This window comes from Embleya sp. NPDC020886, assembly GCF_044333915.1.
Lineage (GTDB): Bacteria > Actinomycetota > Actinomycetes > Streptomycetales > Streptomycetaceae > Embleya.
In genome coordinates, this window is record NZ_JBIRRX010000014.1 from 180,997 (window position 1) to 202,068 (window position 21,072).

20 protein-coding genes and 2 tRNA genes are annotated in these 21,072 nt (G+C 71.2%); 7 read left to right on the top strand and 15 right to left on the bottom strand.

The window, feature by feature from the left end; genetic code table 11:
* Positions 1–53: 53 nt before the first annotated feature.
* Complete coding sequence (locus ACH4U8_RS36330) at positions 54–305, top strand: DUF3073 domain-containing protein (protein ID WP_020555620.1); 252 nt, start codon at positions 54–56, stop codon at positions 303–305.
* 195 nt (positions 306–500) lie between these two features.
* On the opposite strand, the gene purM is transcribed toward ACH4U8_RS36330, so the two are convergent.
* From purM to ACH4U8_RS36345, 3 genes are all read right to left on the bottom strand, one after another.
* The gene (gene purM, locus ACH4U8_RS36335; RefSeq protein WP_360312115.1) at positions 501–1,574 is read right to left on the bottom strand and encodes a phosphoribosylformylglycinamidine cyclo-ligase; all 1,074 of its coding nucleotides are present in this window, start codon (positions 1,572–1,574) and stop codon (positions 501–503) included.
* A gap of 113 nt (positions 1,575–1,687) precedes the next feature.
* Complete coding sequence (purF, locus tag ACH4U8_RS36340; RefSeq protein ID WP_360312117.1) at positions 1,688–3,244, bottom strand: amidophosphoribosyltransferase; 1,557 nt, start codon at positions 3,242–3,244, stop codon at positions 1,688–1,690.
* 37 nt (positions 3,245–3,281) lie between these two features.
* Positions 3,282–4,070, bottom strand: a complete 789-nt coding sequence (locus ACH4U8_RS36345; RefSeq protein WP_360312119.1) for a sterol carrier family protein — start codon at positions 4,068–4,070, stop codon at positions 3,282–3,284.
* A 105-nt stretch (positions 4,071–4,175) separates the two neighbouring features.
* Here ACH4U8_RS36345 and ACH4U8_RS36350 point away from each other — a divergent pair, with 105 nt between their 5' ends.
* Positions 4,176–4,526 (top strand): hypothetical protein, encoded by a 351-nt coding sequence (locus ACH4U8_RS36350; protein ID WP_379990525.1) that lies wholly within the window; start codon positions 4,176–4,178, stop codon positions 4,524–4,526.
* The gene (locus ACH4U8_RS36355) at positions 4,511–5,386 is read left to right on the top strand and encodes a hypothetical protein (protein ID WP_360312123.1); all 876 of its coding nucleotides are present in this window, start codon (positions 4,511–4,513) and stop codon (positions 5,384–5,386) included. Before ACH4U8_RS36350 ends, ACH4U8_RS36355 begins: the two co-directional genes overlap by 16 nt.
* A gap of 77 nt (positions 5,387–5,463) precedes the next feature.
* Here ACH4U8_RS36355 and purL read toward each other — a convergent pair whose 3' ends face one another.
* Genes purL through purS form a run of 3 tightly spaced genes read right to left on the bottom strand, consistent with a single transcriptional unit; the run spans position 5,464 to position 8,641 of the window.
* Positions 5,464–7,713: a phosphoribosylformylglycinamidine synthase subunit PurL gene (gene purL, locus ACH4U8_RS36360; protein ID WP_360312125.1), complete on the bottom strand. Its 2,250-nt coding sequence runs from the start codon at positions 7,711–7,713 to the stop codon at positions 5,464–5,466.
* Entirely contained in the window at positions 7,713–8,390 is a 678-nt protein-coding gene (gene purQ / locus ACH4U8_RS36365; protein ID WP_360312127.1) for a phosphoribosylformylglycinamidine synthase subunit PurQ, read from the bottom strand. The genes purL and purQ overlap by 1 nt, the downstream gene beginning before the upstream one ends.
* The gene (purS, locus tag ACH4U8_RS36370; protein ID WP_360312129.1) at positions 8,387–8,641 is read right to left on the bottom strand and encodes a phosphoribosylformylglycinamidine synthase subunit PurS; all 255 of its coding nucleotides are present in this window, start codon (positions 8,639–8,641) and stop codon (positions 8,387–8,389) included. Before purS ends, purQ begins: the two co-directional genes overlap by 4 nt.
* A 497-nt stretch (positions 8,642–9,138) precedes the next feature.
* On the opposite strand from purS, the gene ACH4U8_RS36375 reads away from it, so the two are divergent.
* From ACH4U8_RS36375 to ACH4U8_RS36385, 3 genes are all read left to right on the top strand, one after another.
* The gene (locus ACH4U8_RS36375) at positions 9,139–9,465 is read left to right on the top strand and encodes an Lsr2 family protein (RefSeq protein ID WP_360312131.1); all 327 of its coding nucleotides are present in this window, start codon (positions 9,139–9,141) and stop codon (positions 9,463–9,465) included.
* 173 nt (positions 9,466–9,638) lie between these two features.
* Positions 9,639–9,710 (top strand) — tRNA-Gly (locus tag ACH4U8_RS36380).
* A gap of 92 nt (positions 9,711–9,802) precedes the next feature.
* Positions 9,803–9,878 (top strand) — tRNA-Gly (locus tag ACH4U8_RS36385).
* 132 nt (positions 9,879–10,010) lie between these two features.
* On the opposite strand, the gene ACH4U8_RS36390 is transcribed toward ACH4U8_RS36385, so the two are convergent.
* The 7 genes from ACH4U8_RS36390 to ACH4U8_RS36420 form a co-directional block, all read right to left on the bottom strand.
* On the bottom strand, positions 10,011–10,913 hold the full coding sequence (locus ACH4U8_RS36390; protein WP_379990526.1) for a phosphoribosylaminoimidazolesuccinocarboxamide synthase: 903 nt from the start codon (positions 10,911–10,913) through the stop codon (positions 10,011–10,013).
* 126 nt (positions 10,914–11,039) lie between these two features.
* Entirely contained in the window at positions 11,040–12,416 is a 1,377-nt protein-coding gene (locus ACH4U8_RS36395) for a hypothetical protein (RefSeq protein WP_360312135.1), read from the bottom strand.
* 192 nt (positions 12,417–12,608) lie between these two features.
* Positions 12,609–13,889: a phosphoribosylamine--glycine ligase gene (gene purD / locus ACH4U8_RS36400; protein ID WP_360312137.1), complete on the bottom strand. Its 1,281-nt coding sequence runs from the start codon at positions 13,887–13,889 to the stop codon at positions 12,609–12,611.
* Positions 13,890–13,926: 37 nt separating this feature from the next.
* Positions 13,927–14,529 carry a hypothetical protein gene (locus ACH4U8_RS36405; RefSeq protein ID WP_355545100.1) on the bottom strand — a complete coding sequence of 201 codons (603 nt, stop codon included), beginning with the start codon at positions 14,527–14,529 and terminating at the stop codon, positions 13,927–13,929.
* A 74-nt stretch (positions 14,530–14,603) separates the two neighbouring features.
* Positions 14,604–15,323 carry a GntR family transcriptional regulator gene (locus tag ACH4U8_RS36410; RefSeq protein WP_360312140.1) on the bottom strand — a complete coding sequence of 240 codons (720 nt, stop codon included), beginning with the start codon at positions 15,321–15,323 and terminating at the stop codon, positions 14,604–14,606.
* 245 nt (positions 15,324–15,568) lie between these two features.
* Positions 15,569–16,921, bottom strand: a complete 1,353-nt coding sequence (locus tag ACH4U8_RS36415) for an aspartate aminotransferase family protein (protein ID WP_395782564.1) — start codon at positions 16,919–16,921, stop codon at positions 15,569–15,571.
* A gap of 119 nt (positions 16,922–17,040) precedes the next feature.
* Positions 17,041–18,333 (bottom strand): adenylosuccinate synthase, encoded by a 1,293-nt coding sequence (locus tag ACH4U8_RS36420; RefSeq protein ID WP_360312144.1) that lies wholly within the window; start codon positions 18,331–18,333, stop codon positions 17,041–17,043.
* Between the two features lie 124 nt (positions 18,334–18,457).
* Between ACH4U8_RS36420 and ACH4U8_RS36425 the strand changes: the two genes are divergently transcribed.
* Positions 18,458–19,435 (top strand): diacylglycerol kinase family protein, encoded by a 978-nt coding sequence (locus tag ACH4U8_RS36425; protein WP_395782565.1) that lies wholly within the window; start codon positions 18,458–18,460, stop codon positions 19,433–19,435.
* Between the two features lie 84 nt (positions 19,436–19,519).
* Here the strand turns inward: ACH4U8_RS36425 and ACH4U8_RS36430 are convergent, their stop codons facing one another.
* Together ACH4U8_RS36430 and fbaA are read right to left on the bottom strand one after the other, a co-directional pair.
* Positions 19,520–19,936 carry a DUF3151 domain-containing protein gene (locus tag ACH4U8_RS36430; protein WP_026219278.1) on the bottom strand — a complete coding sequence of 139 codons (417 nt, stop codon included), beginning with the start codon at positions 19,934–19,936 and terminating at the stop codon, positions 19,520–19,522.
* Between the two features lie 102 nt (positions 19,937–20,038).
* On the bottom strand, positions 20,039–21,061 hold the full coding sequence (fbaA, locus tag ACH4U8_RS36435) for a class II fructose-bisphosphate aldolase (protein ID WP_360312149.1): 1,023 nt from the start codon (positions 21,059–21,061) through the stop codon (positions 20,039–20,041).
* Between the last annotated feature and the right edge of the window lie 11 nt (positions 21,062–21,072).

The following is a 21,072-nucleotide window of genomic DNA, read 5'->3' on the forward strand; positions in this document are numbered from 1 at the left end:
GAACGCGTGTCAAGACCCGGGGCCGTGAGCCCCGTCGTTGAGGGGGTCGAGCCATGGGGCGCGGCCGGGCCAAGGCCAAGCAGACAAAGGTCGCCCGCCAGCTGAAGTACAACAGCGGCGGTACGGATCTGAGCCGTCTGGCTGAAGAGCTGGGCGCGTCGTCGCCAACCGACTTGCCGATCGGCAAGCCTGAGGTTGACGACGACACGAGTGAAGACGAGTTCGACGACCCCTACGCGGGGTACTCGGCTCGTTACAACGATGACGAAGACGAGGAAGACGACGGCCGATCGCGCCATCGTTGACCCCGCGATCTTCGTCGTCGGGCACGGGACGTAACGCCCTCTTCAGCCGGGGCGCCCGTGCACGGTGACACCGCCCGGTCCGGGACCGAGTAGCAGGACTACTCGACCCCGGGCCGTTTGGCGTGTTCGCGAACGCGCCCGCAGTGGCACCGCCGTCCCGATCCGGGACGACGGCCACCGCCGCGGGTGCTTTCGTCATGCCCGGTGATCGCCGGTCAGTACGGCCCGGCCGGAGCCGGTGACGATGTCGCCGAGGATCCAGGCCGGCACCCCGCGCTCGGCGAGCACCGCGAGGGCCGCGTCGGCCGCGTCCGCGGCGACCACCGCGACCATGCCCACGCCCATGTTCAGCGTCTTCTCCAACTCGGCGCGGGCCACGTCGCCGAGCGCGCCGACCAGGCCGAAGATCGGGGCGGGCGTCCAGGTCGAGCGGTCCAGGCGGGCGTCCAGGTGGGCCGGGAGCACCCGCGCGAGGTTGGCCTCCAGGCCGCCGCCGGTGACGTGCGAGTAGGCGTGCACGTCGGTGCGCCGGGCCAGGTCGAGGCAGTCCAGCGAGTAGATCCGGGTCGGTTCGAGCAGTTCCTCGCCGAGCGTGCGGCCCAGCTCCGGGACGTCCCGGTCCAGGCTCCAGCCGGCGAGCGTGAAGAACACGTGCCGGGTCAGCGAGTAGCCGTTCGAGTGCAGGCCGGAGGCGGCCATCGCGATCACCACGTCGCCCTCGCGCACCCGCTCCGCGCCGAGCAGCCCGTCGGCCTCCACGACCCCGGTGCCGGCGCCCGCCACGTCGTACTCGTTCGGGTCGAGCAGGCCGGGGTGCTCGGCCGTCTCGCCGCCGATCAGCGCGCAGCCGGCCAGCACGCAGCCCTCGGCAATGCCCTTGACGATCGCCGCGACGCGCTCGGGAAAGACCTTGCCGGTGGCGATGTAGTCGGTCATGAACAGCGGCTCGGCACCGCACACGACCAGGTCGTCGACGACCATGCCGACCAGGTCGTGGCCGATCGTGTCGTGCTTGTCCATCGCCTGCGCGATGGCGACCTTGGTGCCCACCCCGTCGGTCGCGGTGGCCAGCAGGGGGCGCTCGTACCGCTTGAACGCGGACATGTCGAACAGGCCCGCGAAGCCGCCCAGGCCGCCGACGACCTCGGGCCGGGTGGCCTGGCCGACCCATTGCTTCATCAGGTGCACGGCGCGGTCACCGGCCTCGATGTCGACGCCGGCCGCGGCGTAGGTCGCGGTGTGGGGGGTGGAGGTGGACTGGTCGCTCACGGCGGCGGCCCTTTCGGGTCGGGTCGGTGGATCTCCTCGGCCACCGCTCCGCGCCCCCGCATGGGGGAACGCGACGCGGCGATCCGAAGAAGAGAACTCGGGGACTCGGCTGATCAGGGACGGCGGAGCGCGTCCTCGGCCCCGCCGCCGCCGAGGAGGGCCTGCACGCCGTCCACGTCGGTGCGGACGGTCTGCTCGATGCCTTCGAGGAGGTGCTTGCCCAGCCGCTCGGGGTCGGGCAGTTCGATCGGGTATTCGCCGTCGAAGCAGGCCCGGCACAGCCGGTCCTTGGGGATGGTGGTGGCCTCGACCATCGCGTCGAGCGAGATGTAGGCGAGCGAGTCGGCCCCGAGGGACTTGGCGATCTCGTCGACCGAGAGACCGTTGGCGATCAGCTCGGCCCGGGTGGCGAAGTCGATGCCGAAGAAGCACGGCCACTTCACCGGCGGCGAGGAGATCCGCACGTGCACCTCGGCCGCGCCGGCCTCGCGCAACATCCGCACCAGGGCACGCTGGGTGTTGCCGCGCACGATCGAGTCGTCGACGACGACCAGTCGCTTGCCCTGGATGACCTCGCGCAGCGGGTTGAGCTTGAGCCGGATGCCGAGTTGCCGGATGGTCTGGCTGGGCTGGATGAAGGTCCGGCCCACGTAGGAGTTCTTGACCAGGCCGTTTCCGTACGGGATGCCGGACTGCTCGGCGTAGCCGATCGCGGCCGGGGTGCCCGATTCCGGGGTCGGCATGACCAGGTCGGCGTCGACCGGGTACTCCTGGGCCAGTCGGCGGCCCATCTCGACCCGGGACGCGTAGACGCCGCGGCCGGCGATCGTGGTGTCCGGGCGGGCCAGGTAGACGTACTCGAAGACGCAGCCCTTGGGCTTGGCCTCGGCGAAGCGTCGGGTGCGCAGGCCGTGCTCGTCGACGGCGATCAGCTCGCCCGGCTCGATCTCGCGGATGAACGAGGCTCCGACGATGTCCAGGGCCGCGGTCTCGCTGGCGACCACCCAGCCGCGCTCGAGTCGACCGAGCACGAGGGGCCGGATGCCCTGGGGATCGCGCGCGGCGTAGAGCGTGGTCTCGTCCATGAAGACCAGCGAGAAGGCGCCCTTGACCTCGGGCAACACCTGCATCGCGGTCTGTTCCAGGGACAGGTCCGGGCTGCCGGCCAGGAGCGAGGTCAGCAGATCGGTGTCGCTGCTGGCCTCGATCCGGCCCTGGTACGGGTATTTCAGTTCGCCGCGATCGGGGCCCTGCTCGGCGACCAGACGGGACAGCTCACCCGTGTTGGTGAGGTTTCCGTTGTGGCCGAGCGCGATGCTGCCGGTCGCGGTTGCCCGGAAGGTCGGCTGGGCGTTCTCCCAGACCGACGAACCGGTGGTCGAGTAGCGGGCATGGCCGACGGCCATGTGCCCGCGGAGCGAGCCCAGGGTGGTTTCGTCGAAGACCTGGGAAACCAGGCCCATGTCCTTGAAGACCAGGATCTGGGATCCGTTGCTCACAGCTATGCCGGCGGATTCCGTTCCGCGGTGCTGCAATGCGTAGAGACCGAAGTAGGTGAGTTTTGCGACCTCTTCGCCGGGGGCCCAAACGCCGAAGACGCCGCAGGCATCCTGCGGGCCCTTCTCGCCGGGGAAGAGATCGTGGTTGAGTCGTCCATCGCCACGTGGCACGTGATCGAGTCTACGACAGGGCGGGATCGATCGCGGATCACCCCATCAGTGGCAGGTATCCGGACAAGTCGCTGCGTTCGCCACTGGCCAGCACCCGACCGTCCTCGATCGCGTCCGCCCAGGTCAGGCGGCCGGTGGCGAGGCGGATCCAGGTCCTTGGGTCGGTCTCGACCACGTTGGGCGGAACGCCCCGAGTGTGCCGGGGGCCTGTGACGCACTGCACTACGGCGAACGGCGGGACGCGGACCTCGACCGAGTGGCCGGGCACCCGGGTCGCCAACGCGTCGGCCAGCGCCCGGACCACGGTGCCCAGTGCGTGCCGGTCGTGCGGGAACGGCTCGCCGAGGGCGCGTTCGAGGTCGTCGGCGTGCACGACACCCTCGACCAGGCGGGTGACGAGCATGTCGGCGACGCGCATCGGGCCGATCCGGGTGATGGTGACCCGGGTGTCCGGGACGCCGTCGAGGGCGGCGATCGCGGCGTCCGCGTAGTCGGCGGGGGTGTGGCCGGCCTCGGCCATCTCGTCGGCGAGGGAGGAGATCACGGCGGCGTACGCGGAGGTGCCGTTCGCCCACTGTTCGACGGTGATCACCGGGCCGTTCGGGACCGGCTCGGCGAGCCAGCGCGGCACCGCCTGGATGCTCGCGGCCAGGTGGCCGACCAGGTTGGCGGTGGACCAGCCGGTCAGGTCGGAGGGAGCGGCGAGTTGGGCGGGGGTCAGCCGGGCCGTGACGTCCACGATCGCCCGCCACTGGGCGATCAGGGCGGCACGCACCTTGATCGGGTCGACTTTGCGGGGGCGGGGGGCGGCGGGGCGGCTGGTCATGGGTGCAGGTTAGAGCGCGCGGCCGAGAGCGAGTAGGCGATTCGTTTCTGCACAGATTCGGCGGGTGCTCGCCCGACCCGGCGCCGAATCGGTGACGCTGGGCGCATGAGCAATTACGGGGATCCCGGCCGGGTCGACACGATCGCGGCCGAGTTGGCGACGGCCACCGAGCGGGTGCGCCCCGGGCCGGTCGTCGCGGCCGACTGGCACGGCGGCGCGGCGGACGCCTTCGCGGTGCGCGCGCAGAGCTGGCGGCGGGAGTGTGCGGCGACCGAGCCGGCCGTGCTCGCGGTGGTCGAGGCGCTGCGGGCGCACGCGGGGGCGATGCGGGCCGCGCTCGCTCGGATCGCGGCCAACGAGCGGGCCGCCCGGGAGGCGGCCGGGCCGGGTGCGCACGAGCACTTTCCGGCCGGCGGCAGCGCGGCCTGGTTGGACGAGCGATGGGCGCCGCGATGAGCGGCGGGTTCGCCGCCGTACCGGGCGCGCTGGTGGCGCTCGCGGGGCGGCTGCGCGCGGTCTCCGGGGAGGTGTGGGCGCTGCGCGAGCGCGTCGCGGCGGTCGACGTGGCGGCGAGTCGGCCGCTGGCGCCGCAGACCTTCGAGGCGGTGCGCGCCCGGCTGCGCGAGGCGGTGGAGACGTTGGATCGGGCCGAACGCACCGGGGTGGATCTGGCCGATCGCTTGGCGGAGAACGCGCGGGCGTACACCGAGGTGGACACGGCCGCGGCGACCCGGTTGCTGGACCTGGTCCCGGCCGGCCCGGCTCCCCCGCCGCCGGCCGCCGCCTCGGTCCGGGTCGCCGAACCGCCGTTCACGCTGCCCGAGGTCTACGACGGGCCGGTCACGGTCCGGCCGATCGGCCGCGGTGCGGGGATCACCCGGCTCGCGCCGGTCGCCTCGGTCACACCGGGCTCGGCGGCGGCGTCGAGTGGGGAGGCGATCGTGGCCCGCGCGAAAGGATGGGCCGACCTGCGCCTGGGTTACAGCATGAGCGGGCTGCACGACGGCTACCGCACGGACTGCTCGGGACTGGTCTCGATGGCCTGGGGCCTGCCGCCGCCGGGACTGACCACGGTGACCCTGCCGGAGGTGTCGCACCCGATCGGCCGGGACGACCTACAGCCGGGCGACATCCTGCTGAACACCGCGCCCGGGGCGGCCGGACACACGCTGATCTTCGCCGGGTGGGCCGACGCGGCGCACACGACCTACCACGCGTATGAGGAGAGCGGTGCCAAGGGCGCGCACTACGGCACCGTCCCTTACCCGTACTGGCCGGGGCACGGCACGTTCCGCCCCTATCGGTTGGGGCGGTAGCGCCCGATTCGGGAAACCCGGGAGGCCCGTGCGGTGTGCGTAGGGCACGTCGCACGGGCCTCCCAGGGGTGCTCGGCTCAGCCGAACAGGTTCTTCAGGGTTCCCTCGTGGGCGGCGCGCACCTCATCCAGCGCCACCGTGAAGTGGCCCTGGAAGTCGAGCGTGTCACCGTCGACCACGCCGATCCGGGCGCACGGCAGGCCGCGCACCTTGCACATGTCGGCGAAGCGCAGTTCCTCGCTCCGCGGCACCGCGACGATCGCCCGGCCCGCCGACTCGCTGAACAGCGCGACGGTGGGGTCCAGGTCCTCCGCGAGCACCACACGCGCGCCGTGGCCGCCGGCCAGGCACGCCTCGACCAGGGCCTGGGCCAGGCCGCCGTCGGCGAGGTCGTGCGCGGCGTCGATCATGCCGTCCCGCGAGCCCGCGATCAGGATCTCGGCGAGCAGCCGCTCGCGCTCCAGGTCGACCTTCGGCGGCAGGCCGCCGAGGTGGTCGTGGGCCACCTGGGCCCAGGCCGAGCCGGAGAGTTCCTCGTGCGTGTCGCCCAGAAGCAGGATGATCTGCCCCTCCTCGGCGAAGCCGATCGGCGTGCGCCGCTCGACGTCGTCGATCACCCCGAGCACGCCGACCACCGGTGTCGGGTGGATCGCCGTCTCGCCGGTCTGGTTGTAGAAGGACACGTTGCCGCCGGTCACCGGCGTGCCCAGGATCTGGCACGCGTCCGCGAGACCGCGGGTGGTCTCGGCGAACTGCCACATCACCGCCGGGTCCTCGGGCGAGCCGAAGTTCAGGCAGTCGGTGACGGCCAGCGGCTTGGCGCCGGTGGTGGCCACGTTGCGGTACGCCTCGGCCAGCGCGAGCTGCGCGCCGATGTACGGGTCGAGCTTGCAGAAGCGGCCGTTGCCGTCGGTGGCGAGGGCCACGCCCAGGCCGGTCTCCTCGTCGATCCGGACCATGCCGGAGTCCTCCGGCTGGGCCAGCACGGTGTTGCCGAGCACGTAGCGGTCGTACTGGGCGGTGACCCAGGACTTGTCCGCCAGGTTCGGCGACGCGACGACCTTCAGCAGGGTGGCCTTGAGCTCCTCGGCCGTGCCCGGGCGCGGCAGCCGCTCGGCGGCGTCCGCCTGGAGCGTGTCCTGCCACTGCGGGCGGGCGTACGGACGCTCGTAGACGGGCCCCTCGTGCGCGACCGTGCGCGGCGGCACGTCGACGATCTGCTCGCCGTGCCAGTAGATCTCCAGCCGGTCGCCCTCGGTGACCTCGCCGACGACGGTGGCGATCACGTCCCACTTGTCGCAGATCTCCATGAAGCGGGCCACGTGGGCCGGCTCCACGACCGCGCACATGCGCTCCTGCGACTCGCTCATCAGGATCTCTTCGGGCGAGAGCGTGTGGTCGCGCAGCGGGACGGTGTCCAGCTCGACCCGCATGCCGCCGGAGCCGGCCGAGGCCAGCTCGGAGGTGGCGCAGGACAGGCCCGCGCCGCCGAGGTCCTGGATGCCCGCGACCAGGTGCTCGCGGAACAGCTCCAGGGTGCACTCGATCAGCAGCTTCTCCTGGAACGGGTCGCCGACCTGGACCGCCGGGCGCTTGGCCGGGCCGTCCGCCTCGAAGGTCTCCGAGGCCAGGACCGAGACGCCGCCGATCCCGTCGCCGCCGGTGCGGGCGCCGTACAGGATCACCAGGTTGCCCGCGCCGGACGCCTGCGCGAGGTGGATGTCCTCGTGCTTCATCACGCCCACGCACAGCGCGTTGACCAGCGGGTTGCCCTGGTAGCAGGGGTCGAAGACGACCTCGCCGCCGATGTTGGGCAGGCCCAGGCAGTTGCCGTAGCCGCCGATGCCCGCGACCACGCCGGGCAGCACACGCCGGGTGTCGGGGTGCTCGGCCGCGCCGAACCGCAGCGGGTCCATCACCGCGACCGGACGGGCACCCATCGCCAGGATGTCGCGCACGATGCCACCGATGCCGGTCGCGGCGCCCTGGTAGGGCTCCACGTAGGAGGGGTGGTTGTGCGACTCGACCTTGAAGGTCACGGCGTAGCCCTGGCCGACGTCGACGACGCCGGCGTTCTCGCCGATGCCCACGAGCATCGCGTCGTTCTCGGGCATCTTGTCGCCGAACTGGCGCAGGTGCACCTTGCTCGACTTGTACGAGCAGTGCTCGGACCACATCACCGAGTACATCGCCAGCTCGGACGAGGTCGGCCGACGGCCGAGGATCTCCCGGATGCGGGTGTACTCGTCCGGCTTGAGGCCGAGTTCGGCGAAGGGCTGCTCGACCTCGGGGTGGTCGAGCGCGTTCTTGACGGTGTCCAGGCTCATCAGGCGTTCACCAGGCGCTTCAGGATCGAGGTGAAGAACGGGAGGCCCTCGGTCGTGGGACCGGTCAGCGGCTCGACCGCGTGCTCGGGGTGCGGCATCAAACCGACCACATTCCCGGCGGCGTTGCTGATCCCGGCGATGTCGCGGCGCGATCCGTTCGGGTTGACGTCGAGGTATCGCGCGATCACGCGGCCCTCGGCCTCCAACATGTCCAGGGTGCGCTCGTCGGCGACGAAACCGCCTTCACCGTTCTTGAGCGGAACGGTGATCTCCTGCCCCTGCGCGAAGTCCGAGGTCCATGCGCTGGACACGTTCTCGATGCGCAACTTTTGATCACGGCAGATGAAGTGCAGGTGATCGTTGCGGGTGAGCGCACCCGGCAGCAGGTGGGATTCGCAAAGAATTTGGAAACCGTTGCAGATGCCCAATACCGGAAGGCCGGCCTGCGCCTGCTCGATCACCGATTCCATCACCGGCGAGAAGCGCGAGATCGCGCCGCAACGCAGGTAGTCACCGTAGGAGAATCCGCCGGGCAGGACGACCGCGTCGACCTGCTGGAGGTTCTTGTCCTTGTGCCACAACGCAACCGGCTCGGCACCGGCGATACGCACCGCACGCAGGGCGTCACGGTCGTCGAGCGAGCCGGGAAAGGTGACGACGCCGACGCGGACCGTCACTTCCCCTCCTCCTCGACGCGGACCACGAAGTCCTCGATCACGGTGTTGGCGAGGAACGACTCGGCGGCTTCGCGGATGCGGGCGAGGGCGGCCTCGTCGACCGGTCCCTCCAGCTCCAGTTCGAAACGCTTGCCTTGGCGGACGTCGGTGATTCCGTCGAATCCCAGCCCCGGCAGCGCGCGCTGCACGGCCTGCCCCTGGGGATCGAGGATTTCCGGCTTGAGCATGACGTCGACGACGACGCGTGCCACAGGCACTCCCACTGTGATGGTTCGGGCCGGGCCGTATCCGGGATACGGGGGTTCGGACCCTGCTGCTGGATCGGGTCGGTCGACGCCGGCACCCGATGGATCGGCGGTATCAGGGTACCGGCCGCCTCCGGGGGACCGCCCCAACGCCAAGTTATCCACAGCTTTGGGGTTGTCCACAGGCAGGTTCGCCGGGCCTTGATATCAATAAATCGCCTCCAAACGGGCAATGTGCCCCGTCGAGCCGTCCCGGGCGGCGGGACTGCCCGAATGTTGTCCACAGGCTGTGGATCCAGGGTCGTCCGAGCGACGGACACGCCCGCCCGCGCGCGGCGAGAGGAATATCTCGCGTATCGTGAAAACGAATCGCCGACCGGTAAATTAGCGCTTACCGAACCGAAGAAGAGCGGACCACACCGCGACGGTTCGCGTTTAGCGCTTAGACTCGGCAATGTAGTTTTGTTTTTCGCCTCGGTGCTATCACCCGAGAGGACACCGCCATGGCCCAGCGTGTAGTCGTCAGCCTGCACGACGACATCGACGGAAGCGAGGCCACGGAAACCATCCGTTTCGGCCTCGACGGCAAGTCGTATGAAATCGACCTTTCGGAAGAGCACGTTCAGCAGATGCGGGGCGCGTTGGCGCCTTATCTCGCGGTCGCCCGGCGCACCGCGCGCACGGGAAAGCCGTTCCGGCAGACGACCGTCACCTCCGACCCCGCGGCGGTACGGGCCTGGGCCCGGGCGCGGGGCATGGACGTACCCGCCCGCGGGCGTATCCCGGCCCGCGTCTACGCGGAATTCGAGGCCGCCAACACGGCCAACTGAGGACGCGGCCCACCCGACCCCCGTCCTGCGCCACAGGAGGGACGGGGGCCGGGACTGCGAAAGAACTTTCCCGGACAAAGCCAGACATCCGTAACGATCCGACTTCGGAGCGTACTCGGCACCTCCGAGGGTCCTATAGAGTTCTCTTGCACCCGGGAAACCGGGGAACACACGCAGGCGTAGCTCAGTGGTAGAGCGCCCCCTTTCCAAGGGGGAGACGCAGTGTTCGATTCCTGTCGCCTGCTCTGCTCGATCCCCCGAACCCGAGGTTGGTGGCAACCACCTCCGCGGATCGGGTAGGGTTGGGACACAACGCGGGGCCGAAACCCCGAGTCGTGCGGACGTGGCTCAGTTGGTAGAGCATCACCTTGCCAAGGTGAGGGTCGCGAGTTCGAATCTCGTCGTCCGCTCCATGCGAAGGCCGGATCACTCAGGTGATCCGGCCTTTTTGCTGTGCGTGGGGCATTCGCGCGGACATGCGGATGGATCGGCACGCGATACCGCCGCCGAACCCCGATGGGGTCCGGCGGTATCGGGGATGCCGGTCAGGCCCAGCGCCGGCCGGTCAGCCGTTCGTACGCCTCGACGTACTTCTCGTGCGTACGCCGGACGACCTCCTCGGGCAGGGCGGGCGGCGGGGTGTCCGCCGCGCGGTCCCAGCCGGACTCGGGCGAGGCCAGCCAGTCGCGCACGTACTGCTTGTCGAAGGACGGCTGGGCGTGCCCGGGCTGCCATTCGTCGGCCGGCCAAAAGCGCGACGAGTCGGGCGTGAGCACCTCGTCGGCCAGCACGAGGCGGCCCTGCGGGTCGAAGCCGAACTCGAACTTGGTGTCGGCCAGGATGATCCCGCGCTCGCGGGCGATGTCCCTGGCCCGGCCGTAGACGGCCAGCGTGGCCCGGCGCAGCGTGGCGGCCAGCTCGGCGCCGTGGTGCTCGGCGACGTACTCGTACGAGACGTTCTCGTCGTGCTCGCCGACCTCGGCCTTGGTGGCCGGGGTGAAGATCGGCGCGGGCAGTTCGGAGCCGTCGGTCAGGCCCTCGGGCAGCGTGATCCCGCACACCGTGCGCTCGGCGCGGTATTCCGCCAGACCGGATCCGGCCAGGTAGCCGCGCGCGACGCACTCGACCGGCACCATGTCCAGGCGCCGGCACACCAGCGCGCGACCGGCCCAGTCGGCGGGGGCGCCGGCCGGTACCTCGGTGGAGATCACGTGGTTGGGATACAGATCCGCGAGCAGTTCGAACCACCACAGCGACATGCTGGTGAGGATCCGGCCCTTCTCCGGGATCTCCGGGTCCAGGACCCAGTCGAAGGCCGACATCCGGTTGCTCGCCACCATCACGAGGTTGCCCTCGGCGTCGGTGTACAGATCACGCACCTTGCCGGTGTGGATGTGGGTCAGGCCGGGAACCTCGACCGGCTCGGGCTTGGTGACGAATCCGCTCACTGAAACCAGCACTTTCTCGGGTCGTGGACTCGCCGCGTCTGCGCCCGGGCGAGGCGAGCCGAGTCTTTCACGGCCCCGGTCGAGGCCGGTATGCGCGGGCTTGGGCGGGGGCGTGCCGGACACGGCCTAGGCGGCCGAGCCGCCCGGGTGGACCGGTTCGCGGGTGGGGATGCCGATGCGGGCCAGCCAGGTGCGCAGCGGGGCGTCGTTGCCCTCGTCGACGGCGCGGGTGATCAGCGTCGCCAGGTCGACCGCCCGGCCCGCCCCGTCGACCAGGACCGGGCCGTCCAGCCAGTCCACCGCCGGGCGCATCCGACCGGTGTCCAGGGCCGCGCAGGCGACCACCGCGAACAGGTGCTCGGCGGCCTTGCGGCGGCCCTCGTCCGGATCCCGGCGCAGCACCGCCAGCGCGTCGTCGACCGGGGCCGCGAACGCCTCGGCCCGGGCCCGCCAGACCGGCTCGATGACCGCCTGCGGGTAGTCCGTCCAGCGGACCGGGTCCGGGGTCGGGTTGTCCGCGAAGATGCCCGCCGCGAGGCGGGAGATCTCGCCGTCCATGCCGACCGGGTCGACGAGCAGGTCGCTGGCGGGCCGCTCGGCCAACCGCGCCCCGAAGGCGTCCGCGAGTTTGTCCCGCCGGGACAGCTCGGTCAGCGCCGACACGACGCCCGCCATCAGCGCGTCCGGGCGGCGCCCGATCGTCCAGGCGGGGGCCGCGAGCCGGGTCAGCAGCCGGTCCCAGCCCGCGTAGGCCAGGCCGACCTGTTCGTGCGCGGCGGCGCGCAGCTCCGGCTCCAGCGGGATGGCCAGTGCCGCCGCGCCGACCGCGATCTCGCGTTCCATCAGCTCGGCGTGCCCCTGGCACAGGCCCAGCAGTTGGCGGGCGAACGCGCGGGAGACGCGGCGTGCCGGGCGCAGCGGGAGCGGGCCCGGTGGACGGCGCACATCGGCGACGGCGTCCAGCCTGCGCACCCAGCGCCGGGCGCCCGCGACGGCCGGTTCGGCGGATGCCTCGGTGCCCGCCACGACCGGGGCGAGCAGGGCGCGCAGCTCGCCCACCCGCAACCACCACAGGAACGGTGCGCCGATCACCAGCACGGTGCGTCGGGCCCGTCGGGGGTCGGGTTCCAGCCAACTGTCACATTCCGGGCACAACCGGATGCCGTCGGGCGTCGGGACGCGCAGTTCCTCGGCCAGTTCGCGCACCATCGTGTGCAGTTCGGGGGCGTCCCCGGGGTCCAGCGTGATCGCCGGGACACCGGTCCTGCGCACCAGCGCGAGGTCGAGCGCGACCCAGGCGAGCACGGTCACCAGGGCCACCGCCGAGACGGCGAGCAGCGTTCCCGGGGCGCTTGCGCCGTAGCTGCGCGAAGCGCCGTACAGCAGCAGGCCGGCGGCCGTGAGCGCGGCCAGAACGGCGCCGTTGCGCACCCACAGCACGGCGCGCGCCCGTGCGCGCGCCTCGGCCAGCGCCAGTGGTTCGGCCGACTCGCCCACACGCATCGCCCCCATCCGATCCTGGATCCGGGGATCACTCGTCCGGGTCGTCGGTCACGACCCGCGGTGCTCGCACGATAATGCGACGAGTTCCGGTGTTCAGCCCCTTCGGGCCGAACACCATCCCTGCGAGTGAGATCCGGGGCCGGACGGCTGCGTGTGTTCGAGCCGACCGGTGAGGACTGCGAACGGCCGAATTCAGCCGTTCGCGACCCCGCCGGCGACGCTGATCTCGCCGCGGATCGCCTTGGCGGCGATGTCGGTGCGATGGTGCGAGCCGGGCAGGCCGATCAGCGCGACACCCTCGTAGGCGCGTTCGCGGGCCTGTTCCAGGGTCGCACCGGTCCCGGTCACCGAGAGCACCCGGCCGCCGGAGGACAACACCTCGTCGCCCTCGCCGCGGCGGGTGCCGCCGTGCAGGACGTAGGTGTGCGCGAGCTTGGCCACCTCGGCCAGGCCCTTGATCGGGTCGCCGGTACGCGGGGTGGCCGGGTAGTTCTCCGCGGCCACCACGACGGTCACCGCGGCGCCCTCGTGCCAGCGCAGCGGCTCCAGCTCGCCCAGGCGGCCGGTGGCGGACGCGTGCAGCACGCCGGCCAGCGGGGTGGCCAGGCTCGCCAGCACGACCTGGGTCTCCGGGTCGCCGAAGCGGCAGTTGTACTCGATCACGCGCGGGCCGCGCGAGGTCAGCGCCAGGCCGATGAACAGCACGCCCGAGAACGGGGTGCCCCGGCGGCGCATCTCGTCCACGGTGGGCTGGGCGACGGTGCGCACCAGGTCCTCGGTCAGGCCCTCGGGGGCCCACGGGAGCGGGGTGTAGGCGCCCATGCCGCCGGTGTTGGGACCGGCGTCGTCGTTGCCGACCCGCTTGAAGTCCTGGGCGGGCTGCAGGGCCACCACGTCGTTGCCGTCGCACAGCACGAACAGCGAGACCTCGGGGCCGTCCAGGAACTCCTCGATCACCACCCGGTCGCAGGACGCGGCGTGCGCGCGGGCGACGTCGAGGTCGTCGGTGACCACGACGCCCTTGCCGGCGGCGAGGCCGTCGTCCTTGACCACGTACGGCGGCCCGAACGCGTCCAGCGCGTGCTCGGCCTCCTCGGGGGTGGTGCACACGTAGCTGCGCGCGGTGGGCACGCCGGCCGCGGCCATCACCTCCTTGGCGAACGCCTTGGAGCCTTCCAGCCGGGCGGCCGTGCCGGACGGGCCGAAGCAGTCGATGCCGCGGGCACGCACGGCGTCCGCGACCCCGGCGACCAGCGGCGCCTCGGGGCCGACGACGACGAGGTCGACGCCGAGCCGCTGCGCGAGGTCGGCCACGTCCCCGGCGTTGAGGGCGTCGACCTGGCGCAGCTCGGCCACCTGGGCGATGCCGGCGTTGCCGGGCGCGCAGTAGACGGCGGAGACCGCGGAGTCGAGGGAGAGCGAGCGGCACAGCGCGTGCTCACGGGCACCGCTGCCAATCACGAGGACCTTCACACCGGCAGCCTAGTGGGGTGCGCCACGAGCACCGAACTCAGGCGAAGACCACCATCGCGCCCAGCGTCACGCTCTCCTGCGCGGCGGCGTACAAAGTCGCCCACACGAAGCGCTCGCGGGCGAACGGCGCGCCGTCGTAGGTGGGCGTGGGGCGGGGCGGGTCGAGCAGGTCCACGCCGATGTAGGGGGCCAGGTCCTCCAGCTCGCGCAGCATGCCCAGGCTGGAGCCCAACGGGCCGCCGTCCTCGGGCAGCGGATCGTCCATCAGCGGCTGCGGGAAGTCGACCGGCAGGTAGGCGCCCGCGTGGTCGTAGTGCCAGACCAGGTGGGAGAACTGGGCGGCGGCCTCGAAGGTCTCCAGGAGGCGGTCGTAGTCCTCGCCGAGCTGCTCCACCGGGGTGACCGGGAACCCCGTGCGGTGCAGCAGGTAGGCGCGCCGCAGGTAGTGCAGCGATTCGTGGTCGAACGCGCCCGCCAACCGCACCTCGGCGGTGCCCGGCTGCCACGTGCGCACCGGCACCGCCGGCAGGCCGTTGCCGACGAGCGCGGCGTCGTAGGCGGCCAGTTCGTCGCGGAACGGATTCTCCGGGTTGTGACACAGCGCGTCCACCAACGGAACGAGCCAGACGTCGCAATCCACGGTGCAGCTCCCGGTCTTGTCGGTGCGGGTGGCGGGTCAGGGCGCCACCGTACCGTCCTGGGGCAGGGCGATCGTCAGCGCGCGTCCGCCAGTTCGCGGGCGAGCCGGCGACCGACCGAGGTGTAGTCGCGCATCAGCGCCATCGCCGCCTCCGCGTCGCGCCGCGCGACCCGGTCGGCGAGTTCGCGGTAGCGGCCCCAGCCGGACGCGGTCGGCGGTGCGTCGCGCAGGTAGGGAACGATGTACATCCAGGCTTGGACCCGCAGCACGGCGAGCACGTCCGCGAGTCGGCGATTGCCGCTCCAGCGCCCGAGTTCGCCGAAGAAACGGCGATCGAGCAGGGCCACCTCGGACACGTCGCCGTTCCAGCGCGCGGCGTCGAGTCGATCGCCGAGCGCGCGCAGCGTGGGCATCGCCTCCTCCGGCGCGGTGCGCGCGACCCGGCCGATCAGCGGCACGCCGAGCAGTCGACGCGACTCGACGATCTCGGCGAAGTCGGTCCAGGTGAAGGTGCACACCTGGAAGCCTCGGTGGTGGCCGCCGAGCAGCAGCCCCTGCGCGGCCAGTTGGATCAGCGATTCCCGTACGGGGGTTGCCGAGACGCCGAAGCGTTGTGCGGTCTCGTTGACGGTGAGCGAGGTACCGGCCGGAAGCCGCCCGGTCACCAGGTCGTCGCTGAGCACCTCGGCGATCTCCTGGCGCAGGCTGATCCGCCGCAACGGGGCGCTCGCGCCGATCGGATCGGCGCCGAGAAGCAGGCCGCCGTCTAAAACACTGCCCTGTGCCGACTGCACGCGGTCTCTTCCCGCCGGCCGTCGACGCCGTCGCGCCGACGGGCATCCGTGCGATCAAGTCGATCGCGTCGATCATATGAACGGATATCCGATTTGGGGAGCAACGTGCCCATCCGATTTCGCCCGCAACGTCGGGAGTTGCACGTAAGGATCATGTAACAGCGGGCCCCGCATGCCGAAAAGAGCCGTACCCGCACCGGTCGGGGTGCGGGTACGGCTCGTTCGCGCAGGCGGTCGGCGGGTGCCTACTCGCAGAACGCGTCCGCGACGGTCAGTGCCTCGTCCAGGATGGCCAGGCCCTCCTTGACCTCGGCCTCGGTGCTCGTGCACGGCGGCACCACGTGGGTGCGGTTCATGTTGACGAACGGCCACAGGCCGCGCGCCTTGCAGGCCGCGGTGAACTCGTTCATCGGCTGCGCGGCCGGGCCGGCGGCGTTGTAGGCGACCAGCGGCTCGCGGGTCTCCTTGTTCTTGACCAGCTCGATCGCCCAGAACACACCGAGACCGCGGACCTCGCCGATGCTCGCGTGCCGTTGGGCCATCGCGCGCAGTTCGGGGCCGATCACGCTCTCGCCGAGCCACTTGGCGTTCTCGACGATCTTCTCCTCGCGCATCGCGGTGATCGTCGCGACGGCGGCGGCGCACGCGAGCGGGTGACCGGAGTAGGTCAGGCCGCCGGGGAAGGGGCGCTCGCGGAAGGTCTCGAAGATGCGGTCCGAGATGATCACGCCGCCGAGCGGGACGTATCCGGAGTTGACGCCCTTGGCGAAGGTGATCAGGTCCGGCGTGACGCCCCAGTTGTCCACCGCGAACCACGCGCCGGTGCGGCCGAAGCCGGCCATCACCTCGTCGGCGATGAAGATGATCCCGTACTTGTCGCACAGCGCCCGGACCCCGGCGAGGTAGCCGGCCGGCGGCACCAGGATGCCGGCGGTGCCGACCACGGTCTCCAGCACGATCGCGGCGATGGTCTGGGCGCCCTCGAAGACGATGGTGTTCTCCAGGTGCGCCAGCGCGCGCTCGCACTCCTGCGCCTCGCCGTCCGCGTGGAACGCGGAGCGGTAGGCGTACGGGCCCCAGAAGTGCACGATGCCGGACACGCCGGTCTCGTTCGGCCAGCGACGCGGGTCGCCGGTCAGCGCGATCGCGTTGGCGGTGGCGCCGTGGTACGAGCGGTAGGTGGAGAGCACCTTGTGCCGACCGGTGTGCAGGCGCGCCATCCGGATCGCGTTCTCGTTCGCCTCGGCGCCGCCGTTGGTGAAGAAGACCCGGTTGAGGTCGCCGGGGGCCAGCTCGGTGATCAGCCGGGCGGCCTCGCTGCGGGCGTCGTTGGCGAAGGCCGGCTGGATCATGCACAGCTTGTCGGCCTGCGCCTTGATCGCGGCGACGACCTTGGGGTGCTGGTGACCGATGTTGGTGTTGACCAGTTGGGACGCGAAGTCCAGGTATCGGTTGCCGTCGTAGTCCCAGAAGTAGGAACCTTCGGCGCCCGCGACCGCCAGCGGGCTGATGAGCCCCTGTGCGGACCAGGAGTGGAAGACATGGGCGCGGTCGGCGTCGTAGACGGCCTGCCCGGCCGCCGGGTCCAGAGTGCTCATGCGGTCACCCTACGGCCGGACAAACGCCGCTCGAAGCGTCAGGTTGTCAACGATCACGGGCCCCGGCCGACAGTGTGTCGGCCGGGGCCCGGGGGCGTTTCGCCGTCTCCGCCCGCCCGCTACTTGCCGCGGAGCAGGCTGTTGATCTCGATGGTCTGCGTGCGGCCGGGGCCGACGCCGATCGCCGAGATCGGGGCGCCGGACATGTCCTCCAGGGCCCGGACGTACGCCTGCGCGTTCTTCGGCAGATCGTCGAACGTCTGCGCGCCGGTGATGTCCTCGGTCCAGCCGGGGAGCTTCTCGTAGATCGGCTTCGCGTGGTGGAAGTCGGTCTGCGACATCGGCAGTTCGTCGTGCCGTACGCCGTCGATGTCGTACGCGACGCAGACCGGGATCTCCTCCCAGCCGGTCAGCACGTCCAGCTTGGTCAGGAAGAAGTCGGTCAGCCCGTTGACCCGGGTCGCGTAGCGCGCGATGACCGCGTCGAACCAGCCGCAGCGCCGGTCGCGACCGGTGGTCACCCCGCGCTCGTGGCCGATCCGGCGCAGCGCCTCGCCGTCCTCGTCGAAGAGCTCGGTCGGGAACGGGCCGGCCCCCACGCGCGTGGTGTACGCCTTGAGGATGCCGATCACGCCGGTGATCTTGGTCGGGCCGATGCCGGATCCGGCGCACGCGCCGCCCGCGGTCGGGTTGGAGGACGTGACGAACGGATACGTGCCGTGGTCCACGTCCAGCAGCGTGCCCTGGCCACCTTCGAGCAGGACGACCTTGCCCTGGTCCAGGGCCTGGTTCAGGACCAGCGTGGTGTCGGCGACGTACGGCTTGAGCTGCTCGGCGTAGCCGAGGTATTCCTCGACCACCTCCTCGACCCGCAGCTCGCGGCGGTTGTACATCTTGACCAGCATCTGGTTCTTGTCCGACAGCGCGCTCTCGACCTTCTGGGTCAGGATGCCGACGTCGAACAGGTCCTGGACGCGGATCCCGACCCGGTTGATCTTGTCGGCGTAGGCCGGGCCGATGCCGCGCCCGGTGGTGCCGATCCTGCGCTTGCCGAGGAACCGTTCCGTCACCTTGTCGAGGGTGCGGTGGTACGGCGTGATCAGGTGCGCGTTGCCCGAGATGATCAACTTGGAGGTGTCGATGCCGCGTTCGACCAGGGTGCTGATCTCGTGCAGCAGCACCCCCGGGTCGACCACGACACCGTTGCCGATGACGGGCGTGCACTCGGGCGTGAGGATGCCGGAGGGCAGCAGGTGGAGGGCGTACTTCTGATCGCCGATGACAACGGTATGGCCGGCATTGTTGCCGCCCTGGTACCGGACCACGTAGTCGACGGATCCGCCGAGCAGGTCGGTAGCCTTCCCCTTGCCCTCGTCTCCCCATTGGGCGCCGACGAGTACGAGTGCGGGCATGAGGCGTACACCCCTTCCAGGCGGGGCATGTTTGACAACGGGAGCCCCGGACGGTCCAAGCCCCTTGACGCGGTGCGCGGCAAGGGGCTCTTGCGGGGAGAGGTTACCTGAGGAAGGACGACCGGTGTCGGCCGAGCGCTCGCTGCTCGTGATCACGGACCCTGCGGCTCGCTCGGCGGACGGCGAATCCGTCCGGGTCGCGCTCGATGTTCTGCGGGCCTGCGCCCCCAGCAAGATCGTCATTCCCACGGACACCGCCGACCTGCAACGCGCCCTCGCGCGGCGCGGTCGTCGGCGTGTCGTGGTGATCGGCGGAGAGGCCGGAGTGCACGCCGTGGCCCGGCTGCTCGATCGTGCGGGCGAGCTCGGCGACACACCCCTGGGCATCGTCCCGGTGGACACCGGGAGCGGCCACGGACTGGCCGAGGCGTTGGGCCTGCCGACCGAGCCCGCCAAGGCGGCACGGGTGGCGGTGGGCGAGAACGAACGTTCCTTCGACCTGATGTCGGACGACCTGGGCGGGCTCGCGCTGCGCTCGGTGCGGATCGGTCACGGGGTGCGTGCGACCCGTCCGGCGCCGGTACGGCCGGCCATCGGGCGCGGCTGGCGCGGGTTGGTCGACCAGGCCGTGCGGAGCGTGTCGAGCACCGTCGGCGCGGCCGTGGGGCCCTCGGGTCACCGGCTGCGGATCGAGGCGGACGGGTGTGTCGTGGCCGACATGGATCGGCCGGTGTTCTCGGTGCATCTGGGATGCGACGGCGCGGCGACCCCCGGGGCGAAGATGACGGAAGTCACGTCGAACGGACCCGGCGGGGGCGACGGATCGAGCGGCACGAACGGGTCGAATGGTACGAAGAGCGCACATCGCACGGACGGCGTTCGCGGTGCCGGGCTGGCGAGCGTGATGATCACCGGGCATCCGGGGGCGGTCCGGTTCGGCGCGGCCCAGGCCCGCGACGCGCTCGTGCAGTTGCGGGCCCACGAGATCACCGTGTGCGGTCGCGACTTCACCTACGCGGCGGACGGCATGGCGACCGGACCGGTACGGCTGCGCACGTGGACGGTGCGGCCGACGGGCTGGCGGCTGTTCGTCCCGGCGTAGCCCCGCAGGGGCGGCCGAACGCCGGCCGGACCGGGAGCATCCGGTCCGGCCGGCGTTCGAGGCATCCCGACCGAGGGTCGGGTCTCAGCCTTCGAGCGCGTCCGCACCCGCCGGGCTGCTGTCCCGCAGGAAGATCGTGCAGCGCGAGTACTCCTCTTCCTCGCCGATGGCCCCCGCCGCCCGCGCCAGCGCGTGCAGCGAGCGCAGGAAGCCGCGGTTGGGCTCGTGCTCCCACGGCACCGGGCCGTGGCCGCGCCAGCCGGAGCGCCGCAGGGCGTCCAGGCCGCGGTGGTAGCCGACCCGGGCGTAGGCGTAGGACTCGATCACGTTGCCCTTGGCGAACGCGTCGTCGGCCAGGTCGGCCCACGCGAGCGAGAAGGTCGGGAACTTCGCGGCCACCTCGGCCGGCGGCACCCCGTCCACGAGCAACGCCAGCGGCTCGGCTTCCTCGGGCAGGTAGGTGGGGTCGGGTCCGCCGAAAAGGTTCTGATCGATGGTCATGGTCCCCATGATTGCCCATCGGGACCGATTGCCCGGCACGACGCGAAGCCCGCGACCTCGTGGTCGCGGGCTTCGGCGGTGCGGGTGCGGCAAGCGGGGCGGCTACTTCAGCCGGGTGCCCGCGGAGCGCAGGTCCCGGCAGGCCACGACGACCCGGTCGGCCATCCCGGTCTCGGCCGCCTTGCCGTACGAACGCGGGTCGTACAGCTTCTTGTTGCCGACCTCGCCGTCGACCTTGAGCACGCCGTCGTAGTTGCGCAGCATGTGGTCCACGACCGGGCGGGTGAAGGCGTACTGGGTGTCGGTGTCGACGTTCATCTTGACCACGCCGTAGTCGAGCGCCTCGCGGATCTCCTCCAGGAGCGAGCCCGAGCCGCCGTGGAAGACCAGGTCGAAGGGCTTCTCCCGGCCGTGCTTGGCGGCGACCGCGTCCTGGATGTCCTTGAGGATGCTCGGGCGCAGCTTCACGTTGCCCGGCTTGTACACGCCGTGCACGTTGCCGAACGTCGCGGCCAGCATGTACCGGCCCTTCTCGCCCAGGCCGATCGCCTCGACCGTCGCCAGCGCGTCGGCCGGGGTCGTGTAGAGCTTGTCGTTGATCTCGTTGTCGACGCCGTCCTCCTCGCCGCCGACGACGCCGATCTCCAGCTCCATGATGATCCGCGCGTCGGCGCACTTGGCGATCAGCTCGCGGGCGATCTCGAGGTTCTCGTCGAGCGGTACGGCCGAGCCGTCCCACATGTGCGACTGGAACAGCGGGTCCTGGCCCTTGGCCACCCGCTGCGCCGAGATGTCGATCAGCGGGCGCATGAACCCGTCGAGCTTGTCCTTGGGGCAGTGGTCGGTGTGCAGGGCGATGTTCACCGAGTACTTCTCCGCGACCACCTTCGCGTACTCGGCGAACGCGACCGAGCCCACGACCATGTCCTTGACGGTGGTGCCGGACAGGAACTCCGCGCCGCCCGTGGACACCTGGACGATGCCGTCGCTCTCCGCCTCGGCGAAGCCACGCAGCGCGGCGTTCAGGGTCTGGGACGAGGTCACGTTGATCGCCGGGTAGGCGAATCGACCGGCCTTCGCCCGGTCGAGCATCTCGGCGTAGACCTCGGGAGTTGCGATGGGCATGCGTCTGCTCC

Coding starts and splice junctions, on each gene's coding strand:
- ACH4U8_RS36330 (WP_020555620.1), top strand. CDS start 54: ATGGGGCGCGGCCGGGCCAAGGCCAAGCAGACAAAGGTCGCCCGCCAG.
- ACH4U8_RS36345 (WP_360312119.1), bottom strand. CDS start 4,070: ATGACCAGCCGCCCCGCCGCCCCCCGCCCCCGCAAAGTCGACCCGATC.
- ACH4U8_RS36350 (WP_379990525.1), top strand. CDS start 4,176: ATGAGCAATTACGGGGATCCCGGCCGGGTCGACACGATCGCGGCCGAG.
- ACH4U8_RS36355 (WP_360312123.1), top strand. CDS start 4,511: ATGGGCGCCGCGATGAGCGGCGGGTTCGCCGCCGTACCGGGCGCGCTG.
- purL (WP_360312125.1), bottom strand. CDS start 7,713: ATGAGCCTGGACACCGTCAAGAACGCGCTCGACCACCCCGAGGTCGAG.
- ACH4U8_RS36375 (WP_360312131.1), top strand. CDS start 9,139: ATGGCCCAGCGTGTAGTCGTCAGCCTGCACGACGACATCGACGGAAGC.
- ACH4U8_RS36395 (WP_360312135.1), bottom strand. CDS start 12,416: ATGCGTGTGGGCGAGTCGGCCGAACCACTGGCGCTGGCCGAGGCGCGC.
- ACH4U8_RS36415 (WP_395782564.1), bottom strand. CDS start 16,921: ATGAGCACTCTGGACCCGGCGGCCGGGCAGGCCGTCTACGACGCCGAC.
- ACH4U8_RS36420 (WP_360312144.1), bottom strand. CDS start 18,333: ATGCCCGCACTCGTACTCGTCGGCGCCCAATGGGGAGACGAGGGCAAG.
- ACH4U8_RS36430 (WP_026219278.1), bottom strand. CDS start 19,936: ATGACCATCGATCAGAACCTTTTCGGCGGACCCGACCCCACCTACCTG.
- fbaA (WP_360312149.1), bottom strand. CDS start 21,061: ATGCCCATCGCAACTCCCGAGGTCTACGCCGAGATGCTCGACCGGGCG.